Raw genomic sequence first — 20,118 nt, 5'->3', positions numbered from 1 at the left:
CGCCACCGCCTATCAATGCCGCATGGATCTGCATCAAACATACCCCGGCCTTGAGGATCTGCGCGCCGCAGCCCAGCGCCGCTTGCCCGAATTCGTCTGGGAATACCTCGACAGCGCCACCGGCCAAGAGGCCACGAAACGACGCAATCGCAGTGCCTTGGATCAGATCGGCTTCATGCCCTCTATCCTGCACGGGGAACAAGAGGTGGCGCTGAACACCCGCTTTATGGGCCGCGACCTGCCGCTGCCCTTTGGCATAGCACCGCTTGGCATGTCGGGGCTGATTTGGCCCGATGCCGAGGGCCACCTGGCGCGCTGTGCCGGGGCGGCAGGCATTCCCTATTCCCTCTCTACCGTGGCCAGCCAATCCCCCGAGGATCTGGCACCGCATCTGGGGCCAGAGGCCTGGTTTCAGCTATATCCGCCCAAGGACGAGACCATTCGCAGCGATATGCTGGATCGGGCGCGCCGGGCGGGGTTCTCGACCCTGGTGCTGACTGTCGATGTGCCAGTGGCCTCGCGGCGCGAACGCCAGGTGCGTTCAGGCCTGACGCAGCCGCCGCGCCTGACACCACGCTTGCTGGCGCAGGTGGTCCGCAAACCTCGCTGGGCCCTTGGCATGGCCCACCAACACCGACATGAGGGCGGCATGCCCCATATGCGCACATTGGATAAATATGTCACCGAAAACGGCGGCGGCCTGTCTTCAACGGCACATATTGGCTATCTGCTGCGCACCTCGCCCGACTGGGACTATGTGAAATGGCTGCGCGACGCCTGGCAGGGATCGTTTGTCATCAAGGGCGTGCTGCGGGCCGAAGATGCCGCGCCGCTGGAACAGATCGGCGTCGATGCGCTTTGGGTCTCTAACCATGCCGGGCGCCAGTTTGACGCCGCCCCCGCCAGCATCGAAGCCCTGCCAGAACTGCGCGCCACAACGCAACTGCCGCTGATCTTTGACAGTGGTATTGAGGGCGGGCTGGATATCCTGCGTGCCCTGGCGCTTGGGGCCGATTTTGTCATGCTGGGTCGGGCTTTTCATTTCGCACTTGCAGCATTAGGCTCCGGTGGACCGCAGCATCTGATTGAGATTCTGTCCAAAGACCTTGAAGCAAACATGGGGCAACTGGGATTGCAAAACCTTGCCGAGCTGCGCAAACTGAAAGTCCGCAGGCTTCCTGCGTTGACCGGGCTGCCCTGATATCAGCCTGCCGCCCCATCTGATGTGGCAGGCTGCCAGAGCCATCTCTGGAATTTCCCGATGCCCTGGCCCAAGGCGCTTGCGGGGCTGGCGGCCAAATGCCGCAGCTGCAGCAAAAGAGACGGAAATTGACCGCATGAGAGCGCAATCAGGCCGCAGATACCCAGAACTACGTCTATACCAACCGCTAAGAAGCCCCTAACACTTCGCCAAACACCACTTGCCCACAACACCGCCCAAGGAGCCACAATGCCTGACTTCAAAAAGATCCTGATTGCGAACCGAGGCGAAATCGCCATCCGCGTCATGCGAGCAGCCAATGAAATGGGCAAGCGCACGGTTGCCATCTATGCCGAAGAGGACAAGCTGGGCCTGCACCGCTTTAAAGCGGATGAAGCCTACCGCATTGGCGAGGGCATGGGTCCCGTCGCCGCCTATCTGAGCATTGACGAGATCATTCGCGTTGCCAAGGCATGCGGCGCCGATGCGATCCACCCCGGCTATGGCCTCTTGTCCGAGAACCCCGATTTTGTCGATGCCTGCGCCCGCAACGGCATCACCTTCATCGGCCCCAAGGCCGAAACCATGCGCGCACTTGGCGACAAGGCCTCGGCGCGGCGCGTCGCGATCGAGGCAGGCGTGCCGGTCATTCCAGCAACCGAAGTGCTGGGAGATGATATGGCGGCCATCGCCAAAGAGGCCGAAGAGGTCGGCTATCCCTTGATGCTCAAGGCGTCCTGGGGCGGCGGTGGGCGCGGCATGCGGCCCATTCACGGCCCTGACGAGCTGGTAGAAAAAGTGCTGGAAGGTCGGCGCGAGGCCGAAGCCGCCTTTGGCAATGGCGAAGGCTACCTGGAAAAGATGATCACCCGCGCCCGCCACGTCGAGGTGCAGATCCTGGGCGACAAGCACGGTGAAATCTATCACCTATTCGAGCGGGATTGCTCCGTGCAGCGCCGCAACCAAAAGGTGGTGGAGCGCGCGCCCGCGCCCTATCTGACCGAGGCGCAGCGCGCGGAAATCTGCGATCTGGGGCGCAAGATCTGCCAGCACGTGAACTATGAATGCGCTGGCACCGTCGAATTCCTGATGGATATGGAGACCGATAAGTTCTACTTCATCGAGGTGAACCCGCGGGTGCAGGTGGAACATACCGTCACCGAGGAAGTCACCGGCATCGACATCGTGCAGGCGCAGATCCTGATTGCCGAGGGCAAGACCCTGGCAGAGGCCACCGGCAAGGCCAGCCAGGATGAAATCCGCCTCAACGGTCATGCGCTGCAAACCCGCGTCACCACCGAGGATCCGCTGAACAACTTTATTCCCGACTATGGCCGCATCACCGCCTACCGGTCAGCCACCGGCATGGGGATCCGTCTGGATGGCGGCACGGCCTATGCCGGCGGTGTCATCACCCGCTATTATGACAGCCTGCTGACCAAGGTCACCGCCTGGGCACCAACGCCCGAAAAAGCCATCGCCCGCATGGACCGCGCCCTGCGCGAATTCCGGGTGCGCGGTGTCAGCACCAATATCGCCTTTGTCGAAAATCTTCTGAAGCATCCGACCTTCCTCGACAACAGCTATACCACCACTTTCATCGACAACACGCCCGACCTGTTCCAGTTTGCCAAGCGCCGCGACCGCGGCACCAAGGTGCTGACCTATCTGGCCGATATCAGCGTCAACGGGCACCCGGAAACCGAAGGCCGCGCCGCGCCCCCGGCCGATCTGAAAGAGCCCCGCGCACCACATTTGGATCCGGCGCCCCTGCCCTCTGGCACCCGCAACCTGCTGGAACAAAAAGGTGCCCAGGCGGTGGCCGATTGGATGAAGGCACAGCGCCAGCTCTTGCTGACCGATACCACCATGCGCGATGGACACCAGTCGCTACTGGCCACGCGGATGCGCAGCCATGACATGATCAAGGTGGCCCCCGCCTATGCGCAGAACCTCAGCCAGCTGTTTTCCGTCGAATGCTGGGGTGGTGCGACATTTGATGTGGCCTATCGCTTCCTACAGGAATGCCCCTGGCAGCGGTTGCGCGACCTGCGCGAAGCCATGCCCAACGTGATGACCCAGATGCTGCTGCGCGCCTCCAACGGTGTGGGCTACACAAACTACCCCGATAATGTGGTGCAGGAATTTGTCCGTCAGGCGGCGGTAACCGGCGTTGATGTCTTCCGGGTCTTTGACAGCCTCAACTGGGTGGAAAACATGCGCGTCGCCATGGATGCGGTGAATGAGTCCGGCAAGCTCTGTGAAGGCACCATCTGCTACACTGGCGATATCCAGGACCCCAACCGCGCCAAGTATGACCTGAAGTACTATGTCGGCATGGCCCGCGAACTGGAGGCCGCAGGTGCCCATGTGCTGGGGCTGAAGGACATGGCAGGGTTGATGAAGCCTGCCGCTGCCCGCCAGCTGATCAAGGCTCTGAAAGAAGAGGTCGGCCTGCCGGTGCACTTCCACACCCATGATACATCGGGCATTGCGGGGGCCACCATTCTGGCCGCAGCCGATGCCGGGGTTGATGCCGTGGATGTGGCGATGGACGCCTTCTCTGGCGGCACCTCGCAGCCCTGCTTTGGTTCCATCGTGGAAGGTCTGCGCAATACCGACCGCGACACCGGTCTGGACATCAAGGCAATCCGCGAGATTTCTGACTACTGGGAACAGGTTCGGGCGCAATATGCCGCCTTTGAAAGCGGATTGCAGGCCCCCGCCTCTGAGGTCTACCTGCACGAGATGCCCGGCGGACAGTTCACCAACCTCAAGGCCCAGGCGCGCAGCCTCGGGCTGGAAGAGCGCTGGCATGAGGTCGCCCAGACCTATGCGGATGTGAACCAGATGTTTGGCGATATCGTCAAGGTAACCCCCTCTTCCAAGGTGGTTGGCGATATGGCGCTGATGATGGTCAGCCAGAACCTGACCCGCGCCCAGGTGGAAGACCCCGCAACCGAGGTTTCTTTCCCCGATAGTGTCGTCGACATGATGCGCGGCAACCTGGGCCAGCCTCCCGGTGGTTTCCCCGCAGGTATCACCGCCAAGGTGCTGAAGGGCGAAGCCCCCAACCTCAGCCGCCCCGGCGCCCATCTGCCCCCCGTCGATCTGGAGGAAACCCGCAGCGAGCTGAGCCAGCAACTGGAAGGCAAAGAGGTCGATGACGAGGATCTCAACGGCTACCTGATGTATCCAAAGGTCTTTCTCGACTATATGGGCCGCCACCGCCAGTACGGGCCAGTCCGCGCCCTGCCCACGCGGGCCTTCTTTTACGGGATGGAACCCGGCGAGGAAATCACCGCCGAAATCGACCCCGGCAAGACGCTGGAAATCCGCCTGCAGGCGCTGGGGGAAACCGATGAAAAGGGCGAGGTCAAAGTCTTCTTTGAACTGAACGGCCAGCCCCGCGTCATCCGCGTGCCCAATCGTCTGGTCAAGGCCACCACCGAAAGCCGCCCCAAGGCAGAGCTGGGCAATGCCAACCACATCGGCGCCCCGATGCCCGGCGTTGTCGCCTCTGTTGCGGTGCAGCTTGGCCAAGAGGTGCACGAAGGCGATATGCTGCTGACCATCGAGGCGATGAAAATGGAAACCGGCCTGCACGCCGAGCGCAGCGCCCGCGTAAAGGCGCTGCATGTTCAGCCGGGCACCCAGATCGACGCCAAGGATCTGCTGGTTGAACTGGAAGATCTGGACTGATCCGCCGCGAAACGAACAGCTGCCTCCGCCTTGCCTGCGGGGGCGGCAGATCTATCGGGCAGAGCCCTAGCCCAGATAGGGCGCGAGCGTTTCAACCGTAACCGGAGAGGCCAGCCAATGCGGCTGCTGCTCAGGAAGGTTCAAAGCCGCGCGCGGATCCCATGGCCCGCCCGGACTTGCCAGGTGTTGCACGCAAAGCCCCAGAGTGATCGCCGCCACTAAGGCTGTGAGCCGCAGGGTTTCTTTGGTTTTACGCATGTCCCTCTCCACTTTCGACATCTTGTCTTGTCGCGCCCCTGCGACAGGGCGCAGGATTTCCCCCTGTCGCAGGGCACCCTCTGAACCAAACGCAGGTCTGCCCAGCTTCCGTCGCGGGATTTGACTTTTTTCGCCCCGAAGCGGAATTTTTAACTTGCGGGCGGGGGCAGGAATGCATAGTTCGGCTTCACCAAATGTTGCGCGGGCGTAGCTCAGGGGTAGAGCATAACCTTGCCAAGGTTAGGGTCGGGCGTTCGAATCGCCTCGCCCGCTCCATTTGGAAACGAAAAGGCCATCCCATCTTGGGGTGGCCTTTCGCGTTGCGATAAGAGACCCTAGCAAGAGCTTGCGCGGAATCAGCTTTCCGCCTAGGAACAGATCCAGAACGCAAAACAGAAACAGGCAGGCAAGACGACATGCTCACATCCGTGGAACTTTGCGCCGGGGCTGGCGGCCAGGCGCTTGGGCTGGAACGAGCCGGTTTTGATCACACTGCCTTGGTGGAAATAGACAAGCATTGCTGTGCCACCCTGCGCCACAACCGCCCCAACTGGAACGTGCTGGAAGAAGACGTGCGGCTGTTCAAAGAAGACGCCAGTGCCTACAGGGGTATTGATCTATTGGCTGGCGGCCTGCCCTGCCCGCCCTTTTCCGTGGCTGGCAAACAGCTGGGCGAAAAGGACGAACGCAACCTGTTTGACGACGCCATCCATATCGTTGATGCCACCCGCCCCCGCGCGGTGATGATCGAAAATGTGCGCGGCTTTCTGGATGCTGCCTTTCACGACTACCGCGAAAAGCTGAAACGGCAGCTGGCCAAACTGGGCTATGAAACCGACTGGCGGCTGCTGAATGCGTCGGATTACGGCGTGCCACAGCTGCGACCACGCGTGGCGATCATTGCCCTGCGGCGCGAATTTGCTGGCGATTTTGCCTGGCCCGAACCACTGCCCCATAATCCGCGTACCGTAGGGGAAACCCTGCTGGACCTGATGCAGGCGCGTGGCTGGCGCGGAGCCAAAGACTGGGCCGCCCAGGCAGATGAGATCGCGCCGACAATTGTGGGTGGGTCAAAAAAACACGGCGGGCCAGACCTCGGCCCAACACGGGCCCGGCGCGCCTGGGCGTCACTGGGGGTTGAGGGGCGCACCATCGCCGTTGAGGCGCCGGATCCATTCCACAACGACATGCCACGGCTGACCGTGCGCATGGTGGCGCGCATTCAGGGCTTTCCCGATGCCTGGCACTTCACCGGCGCCAAGACCAATGCCTACCGCCAGGTCGGCAATGCCTTCCCGCCGCCGGTGGCCGAGGCCGTGGCCCTGCAACTAAAAACTGCCATCGCCAAGCCCAAGCTCCATGCTGTGCGCGCCTGATACCCCGCACCACGCCCCTGGGGACGGAAACGGCCCAAGATGAAGCAGAAACTGCCCGATAGCCTGATTGCGCCCGGACATGCGGATTATGATCTGCTGACCGCGCTGGCAAGTGAGATCACCGCCCGAGTCGGCGGCGCCTTGGTGCTGGAAGAGCGCTTTCCGGCGATGTTGCGCCGCTGCATTGATGATGTGATCATGACGCCCAAAACCGGACGGCGCGCCTATGAAGAGCTGGAGAAAACCGAAAAGACCTATATCGGCACCCGCGTCGAGATCGAGTTGCGCGCCCTGCTGCGCCTGCCCCGCGGGCGGCTGGATACCCAGATCCTGGGCCGCGATGTCGATATCAAGAACACGATGGGCAGCAATTGGATGATTCCTACCGAAGCGCTGGATCAGCCCTGCCTGCTGGTGGCCGCCGATGAACAGCGCGCCCGCTGCTATCTGGGCCTGATTGTCGCCCGCCCGGCCTATCTGACCCAGGGCAAGAACAAGGATGGCAAGGGCGCGATCTCGGCCGCAGGATTCGCCAATATCCTCTGGCTGCTCTGTGATCACCCCTATCCGGCCAACTTCTGGCGCTGTCAGGACCCCGATTTGGTGGCGGATATTTTTTCCCACAGCACTGGCAACGCCCGCATGGCCAGTCTGTTTCGCCTGATCCAGAACAGCCCCATCGCCCGCGATGTGGTCGAGGCTGTGGCGCAGCAAAAGGATTTCATGCGCCGGATCCGATCCGACAACGGGCGCGGCACCCGCGACCAGCTAGAGCAGGAGGGCATTCTGCTGCTCTCGGGTCACTATGACAGCCAGCTGATCAAGGCGCTGGGTCTGGCCAGTTGCAGCAGCTCTGAGTTCATCTCCTGCCGCCCGCGCACCGTGCAGCAGCACCGGCTGGCGCAGCAGGCCGGGTTTCGGCTGCCCCCCCTGCCGCACAACACCAGGACAGAATAAATCTCTGCCCTTGGCGCATTTTTCCTCTTGCGGCCCCGCTCGGCTTTGCCTAAATACCGCCTCACCAAATGCAGCGCGGGCGTAGCTCAGGGGTAGAGCATAACCTTGCCAAGGTTAGGGTCGGGCGTTCGAATCGCCTCGCCCGCTCCATTTGGATCAAAAAGGCCGCCAGATGCATCCGCATCGGCGGCCTTTTTTGTGGCGCCTGTTTGTTGCCCGCCTGGTTGCTGACCGCCTGGCATCTGATACGCCGCGTCTTGTTGCTCCGCTGCAGACAAAAACTCTTCTCGGTGGCGCATTTTACCCTTGCGGCCCCGCCCGGCTTTGCCTAAATACCGCCTCACCAAATGTAGCGCGGGCGTAGCTCAGGGGTAGAGCATAACCTTGCCAAGGTTAGGGTCGGGCGTTCGAATCGCCTCGCCCGCTCCATTTGGATCAAACAGGCCGCTTGATGCATCCCGCATCGGCGGCCTTTTGTTTGGCGCATTCCCTTTGCAGGACAGCTCCAGACCTGCGGACAACCCAGGCAACCGGCAGACCGCCCAACTCACCCAGCGCACCCAGACGAGCTGAGCATCGTGCAGACGGCCTGAGAAGAATATTTGATCAAATCCCTTTGACCTCCCCCGCAAAACAAGACAATGCTAGCCACAGTTGCTCGGTTTACAATCATACCGCGCCCCTTGTTTGTCTTCGCCCATGTCCCAGATACATGCGCCCTACCAGAGGAATTCCGCAATGGCTCCAGTCGTTTACCCTACAACCAACCTCACAGCGACCGAACAGATGTGCCTGGAACGTGGCGAGGGAATCTATGTCTTTGACAAAGAAGGCAACAAATACATCGAAGGCCTGGCCGGGCTGTGGTGCACCTCTCTGGGGTATAGCAACACAGAGGTGATCGAGGCCATCACCGACCAGCTGAACACCCTGCCCTTTAGCCACACCTTTGGCGGCAAGACCCACCAGCCGCTGATTGATCTGGCCGAGAAACTCGCAGCCATGGTGCCGGTGGAAGATGCCTATATCTTTTTTGGCAACTCCGGCTCGGACGCCAATGACAGCCACTACAAGATGCTGCGCTATTACTTCAACGCCATCGGCAAGCCGGAAAAGCGCAAGATCATCACCCGCGAGCGCGGCTATCACGGCGTTACCGTGGCGGCAGGGTCGCTGACCTCGCTGCCTGCCAATCTGGCGCATTTTGACGCCCCCGTAGAGGCGCTGCACATCCTGCGCACCGATGCGCCACATTATTACACCGGCCGCAAAGGCAACGAGACCGAAGCGCAGTTTGTCGATCGCATCCTGCAAAACCTCGAAGACCAGATCCTGGCTGAAGACCCCGACACCATCGCCGCGATGATCATGGAGCCCATCACCGGCGCCTCGGGCGTGATTGTGCCACCAGAGGGCTATTACGAGAAGCTGCAGGCGCTGCTGCGCAAACATGGCATTCTGGTCTGGGCCGATGAGGTCATCACCGGCTTTGGCCGTACCGGGGCCGATTTTGGCTGTACCACCATGGGCATCAAGCCCGATCTGATGACCTTTGCCAAACAGCTGTCTTCGGCCTATTTCCCGATCTCGGCCAGTGTCATCCCCGGCTGGATGTACAAGGAAATGGTGGCGCCCTCGAATGAGGTTGGCGTCTTTGGCCATGGCTATACCTATTCCGGCCACCCCGCTGCCTGTGCTGCCGCGCTGAAAACGCTGGAAATCTACGAGCGCGACAACCTGTTTGGTCACGCCGCCGACGTGGGAGCCTACATGCAGGCGGAGCTGCGCCGCATCTTTACCGACCACCCGCTGGTGGGAGAAGTGCGCGGCAAGGGGTTGATCGCCGCCCTGGAGCTGGTGTCGAACAAAACCACAGGCGCGACAATTGCCGGTGGCAGGGGCGGTGCAGTCGCCGTGAAGGCCTGTCAGGACAACGGCGTGATCCTGCGCGCGGTTGCCGGCAATGCCCTGGCCTTTTGCCCACCGCTGATCATCACCAAGCCCGAGATTGATGATATGCTGGCTCGGGTCAAAATCGCCCTGGATGACAGCTATGACAGCCTCAAGGCCGCTGGCCACCTGGAGAACTGATCGCCCACGGCTGAAAACAACAAAAAACGCCCCGGATCACTCTGGGGCGTTTTCACATTACGGGGCGGATTTACCCGCCGTCAAAAGACCTTATAGGTCATGGTGGTCAGCGACCGTTCAATATTGGGGATGACCAGCAAGTGATCGTTGATATATTTCCCCACATCGGCATCCGTTGGAATATACAGCTTCATCAGCAGGTCATATTCGCCACTGGTGGAATAAAGTTCAGAGTGAATTTCGCGCAGGGCGATATCCTCGGCCACCTTGTAGGTGGAACCGGGTTTACAACGGATCTGAATGAATACGCAGGTCGACATGGGCGCCCCTTTGATCTGGTGTGAGCAACTGATTTCCCGCCCAAGCTGGCACGCACAGCCGCCCGGCGCAATGGCCTGCCCGTGGCAAACAGCCCTCAATCCGCAGGCCATCGCAAAGCCCTTGAGCCAGCCCCCTCTCCGCCCTATAAGTGCCGCGCAGACAGCAAGGAATAACCTCATGCGTAGCGCCAAGATCAGCCGCCAGACCGCCGAAACCGAAATCTCGGTCGAGATCAATCTCGACGGGTCGGGCTCATATGACAACCAGACCGGAGTTGGCTTTTTCGACCACATGCTGGACCAGCTGTCGCGCCATTCGCTGATCGACATGACCATCCGGGCCAAGGGTGATTATCACATTGATGATCACCACACGGTCGAAGATACCGGTATTGCCCTCGGTCAGGCTCTGGCCCAGGCGCTTGGCGACAAGAAAGGCATCCGACGGTATGGCGAGTGCCACCTGCCCATGGATGACGCCCAGGTGCGCTGCGCGCTGGATCTGTCCGCCCGCCCCTATCTGGTCTGGAATGTTGACATCCCAACCCAGAAGATCGGCACCTTTGACACCGAGCTGGTGCGCGAGTTTTTTACTGCCTTTGCCACCCACGGCGGCATCACCCTGCATATTGAACAGCTGCATGGCTTTAACAGCCACCACATCGTCGAAGCCGCCTTTAAGGCTGTCGCCCGCGCCCTGCGACTGGCGGTGGAAACGGATCCGCGCAAATCAGATGCCATCCCCTCCACCAAAGGGGCGCTCTAGCCCCTGGTTCACAACGGCGAATGACGGCGGCGGGGAGATCCCGCCGTCAGATCAGGCGGCGGACAGCAGTGACCGGTTACGCCGCAAGACCCATTCCGCCACCGCAAGATTCGGCAGCCAGCAGGCCCAGGCCACCAGGCTATAGCCCGCCGTTTCACCCAGAGAGACAAACAGCAGCGGCAGATAGAGCCGTAGCGTCACCGCCGCAAATGTCAAAGCGGCAGAACGGATCATCCAGGCCCGGTGCTCTGCGATGCGCCCCTGCCAGGCCAGCCAGATGCCACGGCCGGTGCTCCCCAGCCAGGCAATCGCCAACAGGCCAAACCCCAGCCCCGCAACCGGCCCCGCCGTGGTGCCAAATGCCATCTGCAAACCGCCCAGACCCGCCAGCAGGATCGCCAGGCCATAGATGCGGCCTATCCAGCGATGCAGCTGCGGACGGTGCTGACGCAGCCCGGTCCAGACCTGAAACGGCATCAAAGCCAGCGCCACCGGTGCAAGGCCGATATGGGCATAGAACTCCAGCGGCCGCACCTGCGCGTGATAGGCAACAAAGGGCATCGAAAGCTCTACCCCCAGCAACAAGAATCGCCAAGACGCCAGGGCAACCAAAATCGACAAGCCCCAAAAGGCGGCGCTGCGCAAACGGATCAGGGAAGGTGGGACAGGCATGTTCTCTCCAATTTGACACTGTAAACTTTACATAGTCAAAATCACAACACCTTGACGCTGTCAAGGTGACTGCTACCCTCACCAAATGAACAACCAGACAGACAAGAAACCGCACCATCACGGCGATCTCGCCGCCGCGCTGATCCAGAGCGGCATCGAAATCCTGACCGAATCGGGGCTAGACCAGCTGACCCTGCGGCGCTGCGCTGCCCGCGCCGGGGTCTCTCATGCGGCCCCGGCCCATCACTTTGACGGCCTGGCCGGGCTGCGCGCCGCCATCGCCCAGGAAGGCTTTGACCGCTTTCGCCGCCACCTGCTGCACAGTCGCGCACAGGGCCCCCAGGACCCCGAAGGCCGCATATTCTCGCTCTGCCGGGGGTATCTCGATTTTGCCGTGGAAAACCCGGCGCTTTTTGCGCTGATCTTCTCTTGTGGGGCGCTGCCGCAGAACCAGGACAGCCTGAACGCGGGCGAGGCCACTGCCTATGGCCTGCTGCGCGAAACCTGCGCGCCCTTTGTGCCCGACGGCACGGACCCCCAGATCGTCGAAACCCAGGTCTGGTCTCTGATCCACGGCTTTTCGCATCTGTTTCTGGCAGGCATCTTTGGCCGCGGAAACGGGCAGTCCGATCACCATGCTCTCTTTGCGCCTGTTATGGCCCTGCTCAACCAGCTTGGCGCCGCCGCGCCAGATCCAGACTGACAGAGTGCAGCGCCAAATCACCAGCTCCATCGCACCACTCTTGACCTTTGGCACAAATAAAGAGAGGTCAAAGGCCTCTCATCAAGGAAGCCCCCATGCTGACAGCCATCATCGACTATGAATCCGGCAATCTTCATTCCGCCGAAAAAGCCTTTCAACGGATGGCACGGGAAATGGATGCCGGAGAGGTCATCGTCACCTCGGATGCCGATGTGGTGGCGCGCGCCGACCGCCTGGTCCTGCCCGGTGACGGCGCCTTCCCGGCCTGCGCCGCAGAACTGCGCGGCCATAAAGGCATCTACGAGGCCATGCTCGAAGCAGTAGAACAAAAGGGCCGCCCCTTCCTGGGAATCTGTGTTGGCATGCAGCTGATGGCCACCACGGGCCATGAATACAGCGACACCCCCGGCCTCGACTGGGTCGCGGGCGACGTAGTGAAAATCACCCCGGAAGATGCCAGCCTCAAGGTGCCCCACATGGGCTGGAATGATCTTGTACTTGACCATCCCCACCCGGTTTTTGAAGGTATTACCTCGGGGGATCACGTCTATTTTGTGCATTCCTACCATTTCCGCGCCAGCGCCGATGCCCAACGGCTGGCTCATGTGGACTACGGCGGCGACGTCACCGCCGTAATTGGCCGCGACACCATGCTAGGCATGCAGTTCCACCCGGAAAAAAGCCAAGCGGTCGGGCTGCGGATGATTGGCAACTTTCTGCGCTGGACCCCGTGAAGCCACCACCGTCTTAAGGCCCTACCGCAAAGACACCGATGGCAATTGGTCCCTGCGCTGATTTCATCTTACCCTAAATACCTAATTGCACGAATACATCCCAAGGACGCAGCGTCGGCGCTCTTGCCCAACTGGCCCCAGACCGTGGCTCACAACACTGCGCGATCTCAGCAATGGACAGGGGGCACCTTTGCGGGCATAGGTAAATTCCCGCAAATCACAGGTTCAAATCTCGCCCGTGCAGACCCGACTTGAAAAATTCGACTATGTGGATGGCCGCCACCGCTACTGCATTCTCAGGCTCAGCCAGACGCTGTTTGGCGAATGGTGCCTGGAACAGGCCAAGGGCCCGATTGGCGCCCCGGGCGGACAGGAAAGCCGCGCCTATTACCTACAACAGCAAGAGGCGCAGCAGCGCTTTGACGCGCAACGTGATGCCCTGCTCAAGCGCGGTTTTGTGCCATTGCCGGTACAGCTGGGGCTGCTTTAGCCCCAGCCCAGGTGTGCACAGGTCACGTCTCCCCCTGGGCATGGTTCGCCGCCCGGCCTGAGCTGCCGCCTATTTTACCCGTGTCCAGTCCTGTTTGGAACAGATCAACCCGCCCGCAACACAGCCGCGCAGCGCCAGGGAATTCCCGTCCAGATCCATCTTGCCCGTATAGATCTTGTCATTTGACGGCCGCCAGACTTCGCCTCTGTAGTGGCCATCCCCCTGCGCCACCATATCAATCACCAGGGTCTTGCCGATATTGGGCGATGCATATTCGCCACTATCGTTAAAGGTGCGCGCGATCTTGCCACAGATCGCCGCGCCACAGGGGGCCATCTCAATATGCGCATAGGCGCCATCATCCGGCTGGGTCTTCCAGGTGCCTAAAACCGGATCCGCCAGGGCCGTTCCGGCAGTGGTCAGCGTGGCCAGGGCCAGGCTGGTCAATACAGTTGCCATAAACCGTTTCATCGCGTCTCTCCCATTTCTTGTCTGCCTCTGATGTCGTATAGGTCCGGGTGCAGCACAAAACCGCCCCTTTGATCTCTACAGTGACGCAGAGACTGCTTTTCAGGCAAGCCTGACTTTAGGTCGCGTTGCATTTCACAGCCAGCCCGTGCAAAACACCGCCCAACAGGCGTGGCCAGCACAGGCGGCGCCCCAGATCACAAAGGCTGCGCATATGATCCTCTATCCCGCAATCGATCTCAAAGATGGTCAGGCCGTGCGCCTGCTGCATGGCGACATGGACAAGACCACCGTCTTCAACGACAACCCCGCCGCCCAGGCACTGGAATTCGTCAACGCGGGCTGCGACTGGCTGCATCTGGTTGATCTGAACGGTGCCTTTGCCGGAGAGCCGGTCAATGCCGCCCCGGTCGAGGAAATTCTGAAACAATGCAAGGTGCCAGCCCAGCTGGGCGGCGGCATTCGCGACATGAAAACCATTGAACGCTGGATCGACAAGGGGCTGGCGCGGGTCATCCTGGGCACTGTCGCGGTGGAAAACCCCGATCTGGTGCGCCAGGCCGCGCGCGAATTCCCCGGCAAAGTCGCCGTCGGCATTGACGCGCGCAATGGCCGCGTCGCCACCAAGGGCTGGGCAACAGAAACCGATGTCATGGTCACCGATCTGGCCCGCAGCTTTGAAGACGCAGGCGTCGCGGCCATCATCTATACCGACATCATGCGCGACGGCGCGATGAAAGGCCCCAATGTGGCGGCCACCGCCGATCTGGCCAATGCGGTCTCGATCCCGGTGATCGCGTCCGGCGGGGTGTCATCCTTGCAGGACCTGAAAGATCTGAAAACCTGCGGCGCACCGCTGAACGGGGCCATCTCAGGCCGGGCACTTTATGATGGTGCCATCGATCTGGCTGCGGCCCTCGCCGTCTTAAAGGATTGATCCACATGGGACATGTCACGGCAATGGCGCTACCGGCATCCAGCCTGCTGTTCCAGCAGCCCGCAGGCATTCAGCCGGGGGATTTTATCGATTGCTACGCCTCTTCCACTGACCGCCCTCTGGAAGAGGCCGCCGAACGTGCCTTCAAATTTCCCGTCTGGGTTTCCGCGCTGATGCGCCTGCGCAATCTGCTGGTTACCCCCTTTGGCCTGAACACCAAGGTGACCAGCCCCCAAAAAGTCGGGTTTTTCCCGCTTGTGTGCCGGTCGGATGATGAATTGATCCTGGGGCTGGACGACAGCCATCTGGATTTTCGCATCTCGGTGCTCAAACAGGATGGCCTGATTTATTTTGCCACCTGGGTGCGGACCAAAAACCGCTTTGGCCGCCTCTATCTGCGCCTGATCATGCCCTTTCATGTGCTGATTGTCCGCAATGCGGTGAAACGCGTCTGAACCGACCAAGCGGCCCGCCCCTGATCTGCGCAGGGATCTGCTTGCACTAGCCTTTTTCCGCAGGGCGTGGCATTGACCACAAGACCAGCAAAAGGAAGTCATGACGTGCTGAAAACCCGCATCATTCCCTGCCTGGATGTGGCCGACGGCCGCGTCGTCAAAGGCGTCAATTTTGTCGGCCTGCGCGATGCGGGCGATCCGGTGGAATCAGCCAAGGCCTATGACGCCGCCGGTGCAGATGAAATCACCTTTCTCGACATCCATGCCACCCATGAAAACCGCGGCACCATGTTTGATGTGGTGCGCCGCACCGCCGAACAATGCTTTGTGCCACTGACCGTTGGGGGCGGTGTGCGAACCAAGGAAGACGTGCGTGCCTTGCTACTGGCAGGTGCCGACAAGGTCTCTTTCAACTCTGCCGCCGTAGCCCGCCCCGAAGTGATTGCCGAGGCCGCCGATCAGTTTGGCAGCCAGTGCATCGTCTGCGCCATAGACGCCAAGACCGTCAGCCCCGGCAAGTGGGAAATCTTCACCCATGGCGGACGTCGCGCAACCGGCATTGATGCGGTCAACTTTGCCCGCACCGTGGTGGCCAAGGGGGCGGGGGAAATCCTGCTGACCTCGATGGATCGCGACGGTACCAAATCCGGTTTTAATCTGCCGCTGACCCGTGCAATTTCCGATGCGGTCAATGTGCCGGTGATTGCCTCTGGCGGCGTGGGCACCCTTGATCACCTGGTCGAAGGCGTCACCAAGGGCGGTGCCAGCGCAGTGCTGGCCGCGTCAATCTTTCACTTTGGCGAATTCACCATCCAGCAGGCGAAACACCACATGGCCGCCGCCGGTATCCCCATGAGGCTGACATGAGCATCCTGCACGATCTAGAAGCCACCATCCAGGCGCGAAAATCCGCAGATCCCAACAGCAGCTGGACCGCCAAACTGCTGGCCAAGGGGCCGGAAAAATGCGCTGAAAAATTTGGCGAAGAGGCCATCGAGGCCCTGATCGAGGCCGTCAAGGGCGACACCGACAAACTGGCCAGCGAAGGCGCCGATGTGCTCTACCACTTCCTGGTCATGCTCGCCGCGCGAGATGTCACACTGGATGCGGTCCTGGATGAGCTCGCCAAACGCCAGAACATCAGCGGCCTGGCCGAAAAAGCCGCCCGCCCCCAGACCTAAGCCTGCCATTTCCGCCGCCTTGGCAGTTATACGGCTGGGTCAAGGGCCGCCCCTGGGCGGCCGCGCTCCCGCGCGGTTCACCCTTGAGGCAGCAGATTTCACAGACTCGGACCAGCGCTCTGAGGGGCAGATCTGCCCCTCAGACGCTTCTCAGCCGCTTTTTCCTGTCTTGCCGGGCCCCAGGCCCGGCTGGACCCAACGGGAGGTCGGCATCCATGATGCCAGCCGACGGGCGGGAGCCCCCGCCGCGGCTGGATGTTACAGTTTTGAGGAAATGATCCCGGTGGCAAAACCACCCATGCGCAACTCGCCAAAGAGGCGCTGATATTCGATCTTGGGGCAGCGGTTTTGCACCACATCGACGCCACGCGCCGCCGCCATGGCGGCGGCAGCGGCATGTTCCACCCCGATCTGCATCCAGATGCACTTCAATGCCGAAAAATGCTCAAGCGCCTCTTCGACAATGGCCGGCACCGCCTCAGAGCGGCGAAAGATATCCACCATGTCAACCGGATCCACAATCGCCGAAAGGCTAGGCTGCACCAGTTCACCAAACAGACGTTTGCCTGTATGGGCTGGATTAACCGGGATCACCCGATATCCTTTCAGGCCAAGATAGCGCGCCACATAATAACTGGGGCGCACCGGGTTCATCGAGACCCCAACCACCGCAATGGTGCGGTTGCGTTGCAGAATCGCTTTCAAATGGCTGTCGCTATACTCTGTCATCCAACAGACCTAGCGCACCCGCCGCGCATCGCCTAGGCCCTGGGCCGACGCCCTGGACAAAAAAAGCGCCCAGACCACAGAGATCCAGGCGCAAGGTATGGAACGAGGGACATTAAAAAGATCTACGGAAGTTCCACTCCGCAGTCCCAATAGATGTAGTATGGCAACAGTGAAAAAAAAGATGTCGGTGGATCTTTTTTTAATTCCGGATCGAATCCGCCTTAGTCGCGCAACACCATCGGCCAATGCTCCTGTGCCGCCAGCAATAGCTGCGGTGCCGCCTCCAGCCAGATGTCCCGCACCGATGGATTGTTCAATAAATACAGCCGCCCATTGCGCATCAAGGACAGATGCGGATCGCCTGTCGCCAGATGGCCCTGCGACATTGCATAGGCGCAATAGCCACCAAAAACGGGCGCATAGGCCCTTGGGTTGGCCTCAAACCTGGCCTGATTCTGCGATGTCGCAAAGCGCCAGACAACGCCTTTCCACATCAGGGCAAAGTCCTGCAGCCCGGCAATGGTGCCTCTGTCCTCGACCAGGGCCACAACATCATATCCCCCGAGAGCAAGACCATCGCGGTTAGAAAAAATCGGCGAATCCGCCCGCAGCGGTAGCGGAGCAGTCAGTACAAAAACGGCCAGGGCCGCAAATATCTGGCGAAACACCAAGAGAGCCTCCAAAGGCAGGATATGGAACGTTTCAAACCTGCCTCAGAACCGTGGCTTTGCAAAGCCCGGTTACACAGATGTGATCACGCGGCAAACCCGGCGGTAGATTGACCATGCGCCCGGATCAGCCAGGCATCAGTCGAAAATATCTTCTACAAGATCCACCGCCTCGGAGAGCAGTTTTTCAAACAGGCCCCTGCGCTTTTTGGCCGCCTTCCCCCTGCGCGGCAAGGGCTGCGCATATTTAGCCTGCTGGGCTTTCTTCTTGCTGCTTTTCTTTGCCTTGCATTTCTTCTGCGGCTTGCTTCTGCCAGGGGGCAGGCCGGGGTGGTCAAGGCCAGAGCCTGCCGCTGTGGACGAAACAGGGGCCGACCTTGTCGTTCTTGGCAGGCTGGCGCCCTTGCCGGGGGTCAGGGGGCGTGCTTTCTGGGCGGCCAGCGGCGCGCCGCAGGTGCTGCAGATCAGCGCCGACACCCCGGATCGCTGCGCGGCAGCAACCGGCAAAAAGGCCGACTGCACGCCGCAATAACAACAGCTTAATATCTTGCCGCCATGGCTACCGCATTGTGACATTGCCTAGACCTACCCTTCCACCTCAACGCTGGCGGCTTCTCAGGACCGCTCTAGGGATGCATATAGGGCAATTGCCGCCGCATTTGAGACGTTGAGCGAGCCAAACCCGCCGGCTGCGTCAATTTTCACCAGGTGATCAACTGTTTCCTTGGTTTTTTGCCGCAGCCCCGGACCTTCGGCCCCCAGGACCAGTGCCACAGGCAAATCCTTGCGGCCGTCCAGGCAGCTCTCGATTGTCTGCTCTGCCTCGCCGTCCAACCCCAGCACCACATAGCCCATGTTCTGCAGCTCTGTGATGGTATCGGCCAAGTTGCGCATCCGCAGATAGGGCTGGCGCTCCAGCGCACCGCTGGCGGTTTTGGCCAGGGCACCGGTTTCCGGCGCCGAATGGTGCCGGGTGCCGATGACGGCGCTGGCCCCAAAGACTTCGGCAGAGCGCAAAATGGCGCCCACATTATGCGGGTCGGTCACCCGATCCAGCAACACCACCCGCGGCAACTCGGCACCGATACAGTTTTCCGACAGCGAGCCCCAGTTCAGCGGCTTCACCTCCAGCGCAGCCCCCTGATGCACCGAGTTCGGATCCAGCGGTGCGTTGAATTTACGCGGCTCAACCAATTCCGGCTCTATCCCCGCCTCGGCGATGGCCTCTTCCAATTTGTTCTGGGCATTCAAGGTCACGATCAGGCGCAGCTTTTCCCGCTTTGGGTTCAGCAAGGCATCGCGCACCGCGTGCAGCCCAAAGAGCCAGACGGTCTCTTCTCCGCTGGCCTTCTTGTTCTGCTCCTTTTCAATCACCCACTGGGGCTTTTTGGTGGGTTTCTTGGACATAGATCTCTCCGGCAAAAGGAATTTCAGGTCAGGGCAAAAAAACTTGTGATTTTCGGTTGACGCCCCTCGGTGGCGCTAGTAATCACGCCTTCACGTTAGGTGCAACACTCACCTGACAGTGGGCGACAGGCCGCAAGGTGTGGCAGGGGACTGTAACTCCCTCGCGGAGACGCACGCCTGGTTCGATTCCAGGGTCGCCCACCATTTCCTCCCAAACTGTGGATGGAAATGGCGATATATTCAACGCAGATAATCCGAAAAATGCCCCCGGTTTCAGCGGTATAAGATCCGCATTCCTGGCGATAAGCCCCGATCTGCGCCCTCCCACTCTCTTCTATCTTGGACGCCTGCCCGACCAATAGGTCAGACAGGCCAAGTCACCAAAAAAAATCAGAAAACAGGCCCGGTGATCGCGCTGCCCCGATCATGCCGCGTCTTTTGCCAGTGCGGTCTCAACCCAGGCCACCAGCCCGTCAAGATCGGCTGCGCCCTGCACTGCCATACCATCCGAGAAGGCTTTGAAGGCCTCAACATTCATCCGATTCACCCCTGACACCACCACCAGTCCCTGCGACAGGGCCTCGGCGATCACCGGGCGCATACCGCGGCCATCGGCTTCGTGTTTGCCAAATTTATTGACGATCAGAACCTGTGGGCGGGGCTCCTGTTGCAGGCTGCTGCTGACCTGTCCGACGGCGCGCTCCAGGGCCTCGGGGTTCAACCGGCACCCCCGTGCGCCCGCGCCCAAAGACTGCGATATGCGGATGGTTTCGCCAGTCGGCAGCACCCGCACATCCATGTCGCACAGGGTGTCATCGCTACATTCGGTATTGGTTTGCACAATGCCCGCCAGCGCAATGCCTTTGGCGTCCAGCGCCTCGGCCAAGCTGCTGATCAGCCGGTCGGTGCCGCCACGGGTTTCGGTCATGACATAGGCCAGATGCATCAAAAGCCCTCTCATCAGTGGTTTGAAATTGTGCCTGAAGTGCTACCCGCAATTTCC

Annotated in this window: 22 protein-coding genes and 4 tRNA genes; 18 read left to right on the top strand and 8 right to left on the bottom strand. The window is 60.6% G+C overall.

Going from position 1 to position 20,118, the window contains the following annotated elements; all coding sequences use genetic code 11:
- Positions 1 to 22: 22 nt before the first annotated feature.
- Both LRK71_RS00800 and LRK71_RS00795 read left to right on the top strand, forming a co-directional pair.
- Positions 23 to 1,201, top strand: a complete 1,179-nt coding sequence (locus tag LRK71_RS00800; RefSeq protein WP_232401107.1) for an alpha-hydroxy acid oxidase — start codon at positions 23 to 25, stop codon at positions 1,199 to 1,201.
- Between the two features lie 249 nt (positions 1,202 to 1,450).
- Complete coding sequence (locus tag LRK71_RS00795; RefSeq protein WP_232400402.1) at positions 1,451 to 4,903, top strand: pyruvate carboxylase; 3,453 nt, start codon at positions 1,451 to 1,453, stop codon at positions 4,901 to 4,903.
- 66 nt (positions 4,904 to 4,969) lie between these two features.
- On the opposite strand, the gene LRK71_RS00790 is transcribed toward LRK71_RS00795, so the two are convergent.
- Complete coding sequence (locus tag LRK71_RS00790; protein ID WP_232400401.1) at positions 4,970 to 5,161, bottom strand: hypothetical protein; 192 nt, start codon at positions 5,159 to 5,161, stop codon at positions 4,970 to 4,972.
- A gap of 201 nt (positions 5,162 to 5,362) precedes the next feature.
- On the opposite strand from LRK71_RS00790, the gene LRK71_RS00785 reads away from it, so the two are divergent.
- The 6 genes from LRK71_RS00785 to LRK71_RS00760 all read left to right on the top strand — a co-directional run bounded on the left by LRK71_RS00785 (position 5,363) and on the right by LRK71_RS00760 (position 9,585).
- Positions 5,363 to 5,437 (top strand) — tRNA-Gly (locus tag LRK71_RS00785).
- A 140-nt stretch (positions 5,438 to 5,577) separates the two neighbouring features.
- Positions 5,578 to 6,537, top strand: a complete 960-nt coding sequence (locus tag LRK71_RS00780) for a DNA cytosine methyltransferase (protein ID WP_232400400.1) — start codon at positions 5,578 to 5,580, stop codon at positions 6,535 to 6,537.
- Between the two features lie 39 nt (positions 6,538 to 6,576).
- Complete coding sequence (locus LRK71_RS00775; RefSeq protein ID WP_232400399.1) at positions 6,577 to 7,494, top strand: NaeI family type II restriction endonuclease; 918 nt, start codon at positions 6,577 to 6,579, stop codon at positions 7,492 to 7,494.
- 75 nt (positions 7,495 to 7,569) lie between these two features.
- Positions 7,570 to 7,644: transfer RNA gene (locus LRK71_RS00770), tRNA-Gly, on the top strand.
- A gap of 204 nt (positions 7,645 to 7,848) precedes the next feature.
- A tRNA-Gly gene (locus LRK71_RS00765) sits at positions 7,849 to 7,923 on the top strand.
- A gap of 309 nt (positions 7,924 to 8,232) precedes the next feature.
- Positions 8,233 to 9,585, top strand: coding sequence for an aminotransferase (locus LRK71_RS00760; RefSeq protein ID WP_232400397.1), 1,353 nt, complete (start codon positions 8,233 to 8,235; stop codon positions 9,583 to 9,585).
- A gap of 80 nt (positions 9,586 to 9,665) precedes the next feature.
- Here the strand turns inward: LRK71_RS00760 and LRK71_RS00755 are convergent, their stop codons facing one another.
- Complete coding sequence (locus LRK71_RS00755) at positions 9,666 to 9,905, bottom strand: Lrp/AsnC ligand binding domain-containing protein (RefSeq protein ID WP_232400394.1); 240 nt, start codon at positions 9,903 to 9,905, stop codon at positions 9,666 to 9,668.
- A gap of 178 nt (positions 9,906 to 10,083) precedes the next feature.
- Between LRK71_RS00755 and hisB the strand changes: the two genes are divergently transcribed.
- Positions 10,084 to 10,671: an imidazoleglycerol-phosphate dehydratase HisB gene (gene hisB / locus LRK71_RS00750; RefSeq protein WP_232400392.1), complete on the top strand. Its 588-nt coding sequence runs from the start codon at positions 10,084 to 10,086 to the stop codon at positions 10,669 to 10,671.
- Between the two features lie 51 nt (positions 10,672 to 10,722).
- On the opposite strand, the gene LRK71_RS00745 is transcribed toward hisB, so the two are convergent.
- Entirely contained in the window at positions 10,723 to 11,343 is a 621-nt protein-coding gene (locus LRK71_RS00745) for a DUF2306 domain-containing protein (RefSeq protein ID WP_232400391.1), read from the bottom strand.
- 85 nt (positions 11,344 to 11,428) lie between these two features.
- Between LRK71_RS00745 and LRK71_RS00740 the strand changes: the two genes are divergently transcribed.
- The 3 genes from LRK71_RS00740 to LRK71_RS00730 all read left to right on the top strand — a co-directional run bounded on the left by LRK71_RS00740 (position 11,429) and on the right by LRK71_RS00730 (position 13,270).
- The gene (locus tag LRK71_RS00740) at positions 11,429 to 12,046 is read left to right on the top strand and encodes a TetR/AcrR family transcriptional regulator (RefSeq protein ID WP_232400389.1); all 618 of its coding nucleotides are present in this window, start codon (positions 11,429 to 11,431) and stop codon (positions 12,044 to 12,046) included.
- 95 nt (positions 12,047 to 12,141) lie between these two features.
- Positions 12,142 to 12,780 carry an imidazole glycerol phosphate synthase subunit HisH gene (gene hisH, locus LRK71_RS00735; protein ID WP_232400388.1) on the top strand — a complete coding sequence of 213 codons (639 nt, stop codon included), beginning with the start codon at positions 12,142 to 12,144 and terminating at the stop codon, positions 12,778 to 12,780.
- Between the two features lie 238 nt (positions 12,781 to 13,018).
- Positions 13,019 to 13,270: a WGR domain-containing protein gene (locus tag LRK71_RS00730; RefSeq protein ID WP_232400387.1), complete on the top strand. Its 252-nt coding sequence runs from the start codon at positions 13,019 to 13,021 to the stop codon at positions 13,268 to 13,270.
- Positions 13,271 to 13,339: 69 nt separating this feature from the next.
- On the opposite strand, the gene LRK71_RS00725 is transcribed toward LRK71_RS00730, so the two are convergent.
- Positions 13,340 to 13,741: a DUF2147 domain-containing protein gene (locus LRK71_RS00725; RefSeq protein ID WP_232400386.1), complete on the bottom strand. Its 402-nt coding sequence runs from the start codon at positions 13,739 to 13,741 to the stop codon at positions 13,340 to 13,342.
- A gap of 211 nt (positions 13,742 to 13,952) precedes the next feature.
- Here LRK71_RS00725 and hisA point away from each other — a divergent pair, with 211 nt between their 5' ends.
- The 4 genes from hisA to LRK71_RS00705 all read left to right on the top strand — a co-directional run bounded on the left by hisA (position 13,953) and on the right by LRK71_RS00705 (position 16,311).
- On the top strand, positions 13,953 to 14,675 hold the full coding sequence (gene hisA, locus LRK71_RS00720; protein WP_232400385.1) for a 1-(5-phosphoribosyl)-5-[(5-phosphoribosylamino)methylideneamino]imidazole-4-carboxamide isomerase: 723 nt from the start codon (positions 13,953 to 13,955) through the stop codon (positions 14,673 to 14,675).
- 5 nt (positions 14,676 to 14,680) lie between these two features.
- The gene (locus LRK71_RS00715; RefSeq protein WP_232400383.1) at positions 14,681 to 15,130 is read left to right on the top strand and encodes a DUF2867 domain-containing protein; all 450 of its coding nucleotides are present in this window, start codon (positions 14,681 to 14,683) and stop codon (positions 15,128 to 15,130) included.
- Between the two features lie 105 nt (positions 15,131 to 15,235).
- The gene (gene hisF, locus LRK71_RS00710; protein WP_232400382.1) at positions 15,236 to 15,997 is read left to right on the top strand and encodes an imidazole glycerol phosphate synthase subunit HisF; all 762 of its coding nucleotides are present in this window, start codon (positions 15,236 to 15,238) and stop codon (positions 15,995 to 15,997) included.
- On the top strand, positions 15,994 to 16,311 hold the full coding sequence (locus tag LRK71_RS00705) for a phosphoribosyl-ATP diphosphatase (protein WP_232400381.1): 318 nt from the start codon (positions 15,994 to 15,996) through the stop codon (positions 16,309 to 16,311). The genes hisF and LRK71_RS00705 overlap by 4 nt, the downstream gene beginning before the upstream one ends.
- Positions 16,312 to 16,569: 258 nt before the next feature.
- Here LRK71_RS00705 and LRK71_RS00700 read toward each other — a convergent pair whose 3' ends face one another.
- Positions 16,570 to 17,040, bottom strand: a complete 471-nt coding sequence (locus LRK71_RS00700; RefSeq protein WP_232400380.1) for a CoA-binding protein — start codon at positions 17,038 to 17,040, stop codon at positions 16,570 to 16,572.
- Between the two features lie 221 nt (positions 17,041 to 17,261).
- Positions 17,262 to 17,708 (bottom strand): YHS domain-containing (seleno)protein, encoded by a 447-nt coding sequence (locus LRK71_RS00695; RefSeq protein ID WP_232400379.1) that lies wholly within the window; start codon positions 17,706 to 17,708, stop codon positions 17,262 to 17,264.
- Between the two features lie 355 nt (positions 17,709 to 18,063).
- On the opposite strand from LRK71_RS00695, the gene LRK71_RS00690 reads away from it, so the two are divergent.
- Positions 18,064 to 18,240: a hypothetical protein gene (locus tag LRK71_RS00690; RefSeq protein WP_232400378.1), complete on the top strand. Its 177-nt coding sequence runs from the start codon at positions 18,064 to 18,066 to the stop codon at positions 18,238 to 18,240.
- An 83-nt stretch (positions 18,241 to 18,323) separates the two neighbouring features.
- Here the strand turns inward: LRK71_RS00690 and rlmB are convergent, their stop codons facing one another.
- Entirely contained in the window at positions 18,324 to 19,115 is a 792-nt protein-coding gene (gene rlmB / locus LRK71_RS00685; RefSeq protein ID WP_232400377.1) for a 23S rRNA (guanosine(2251)-2'-O)-methyltransferase RlmB, read from the bottom strand.
- Positions 19,116 to 19,235: 120 nt separating this feature from the next.
- Between rlmB and LRK71_RS00680 the strand changes: the two genes are divergently transcribed.
- A tRNA-Tyr gene (locus LRK71_RS00680) sits at positions 19,236 to 19,319 on the top strand.
- Between the two features lie 220 nt (positions 19,320 to 19,539).
- Here LRK71_RS00680 and LRK71_RS00675 read toward each other — a convergent pair.
- Positions 19,540 to 20,061 (bottom strand): DUF2478 domain-containing protein, encoded by a 522-nt coding sequence (locus LRK71_RS00675; protein WP_232400376.1) that lies wholly within the window; start codon positions 20,059 to 20,061, stop codon positions 19,540 to 19,542.
- Positions 20,062 to 20,118 lie beyond the last annotated feature (57 nt).

It is taken from the genome of Pseudophaeobacter flagellatus, from assembly GCF_021228235.1.
GTDB classification, from domain to species: Bacteria; Pseudomonadota; Alphaproteobacteria; order Rhodobacterales; family Rhodobacteraceae; genus Pseudophaeobacter; species Pseudophaeobacter flagellatus.
Note: the sequence above shows the minus strand (reverse complement) of the source record. Positions and strands in the feature narration are given on the sequence as shown.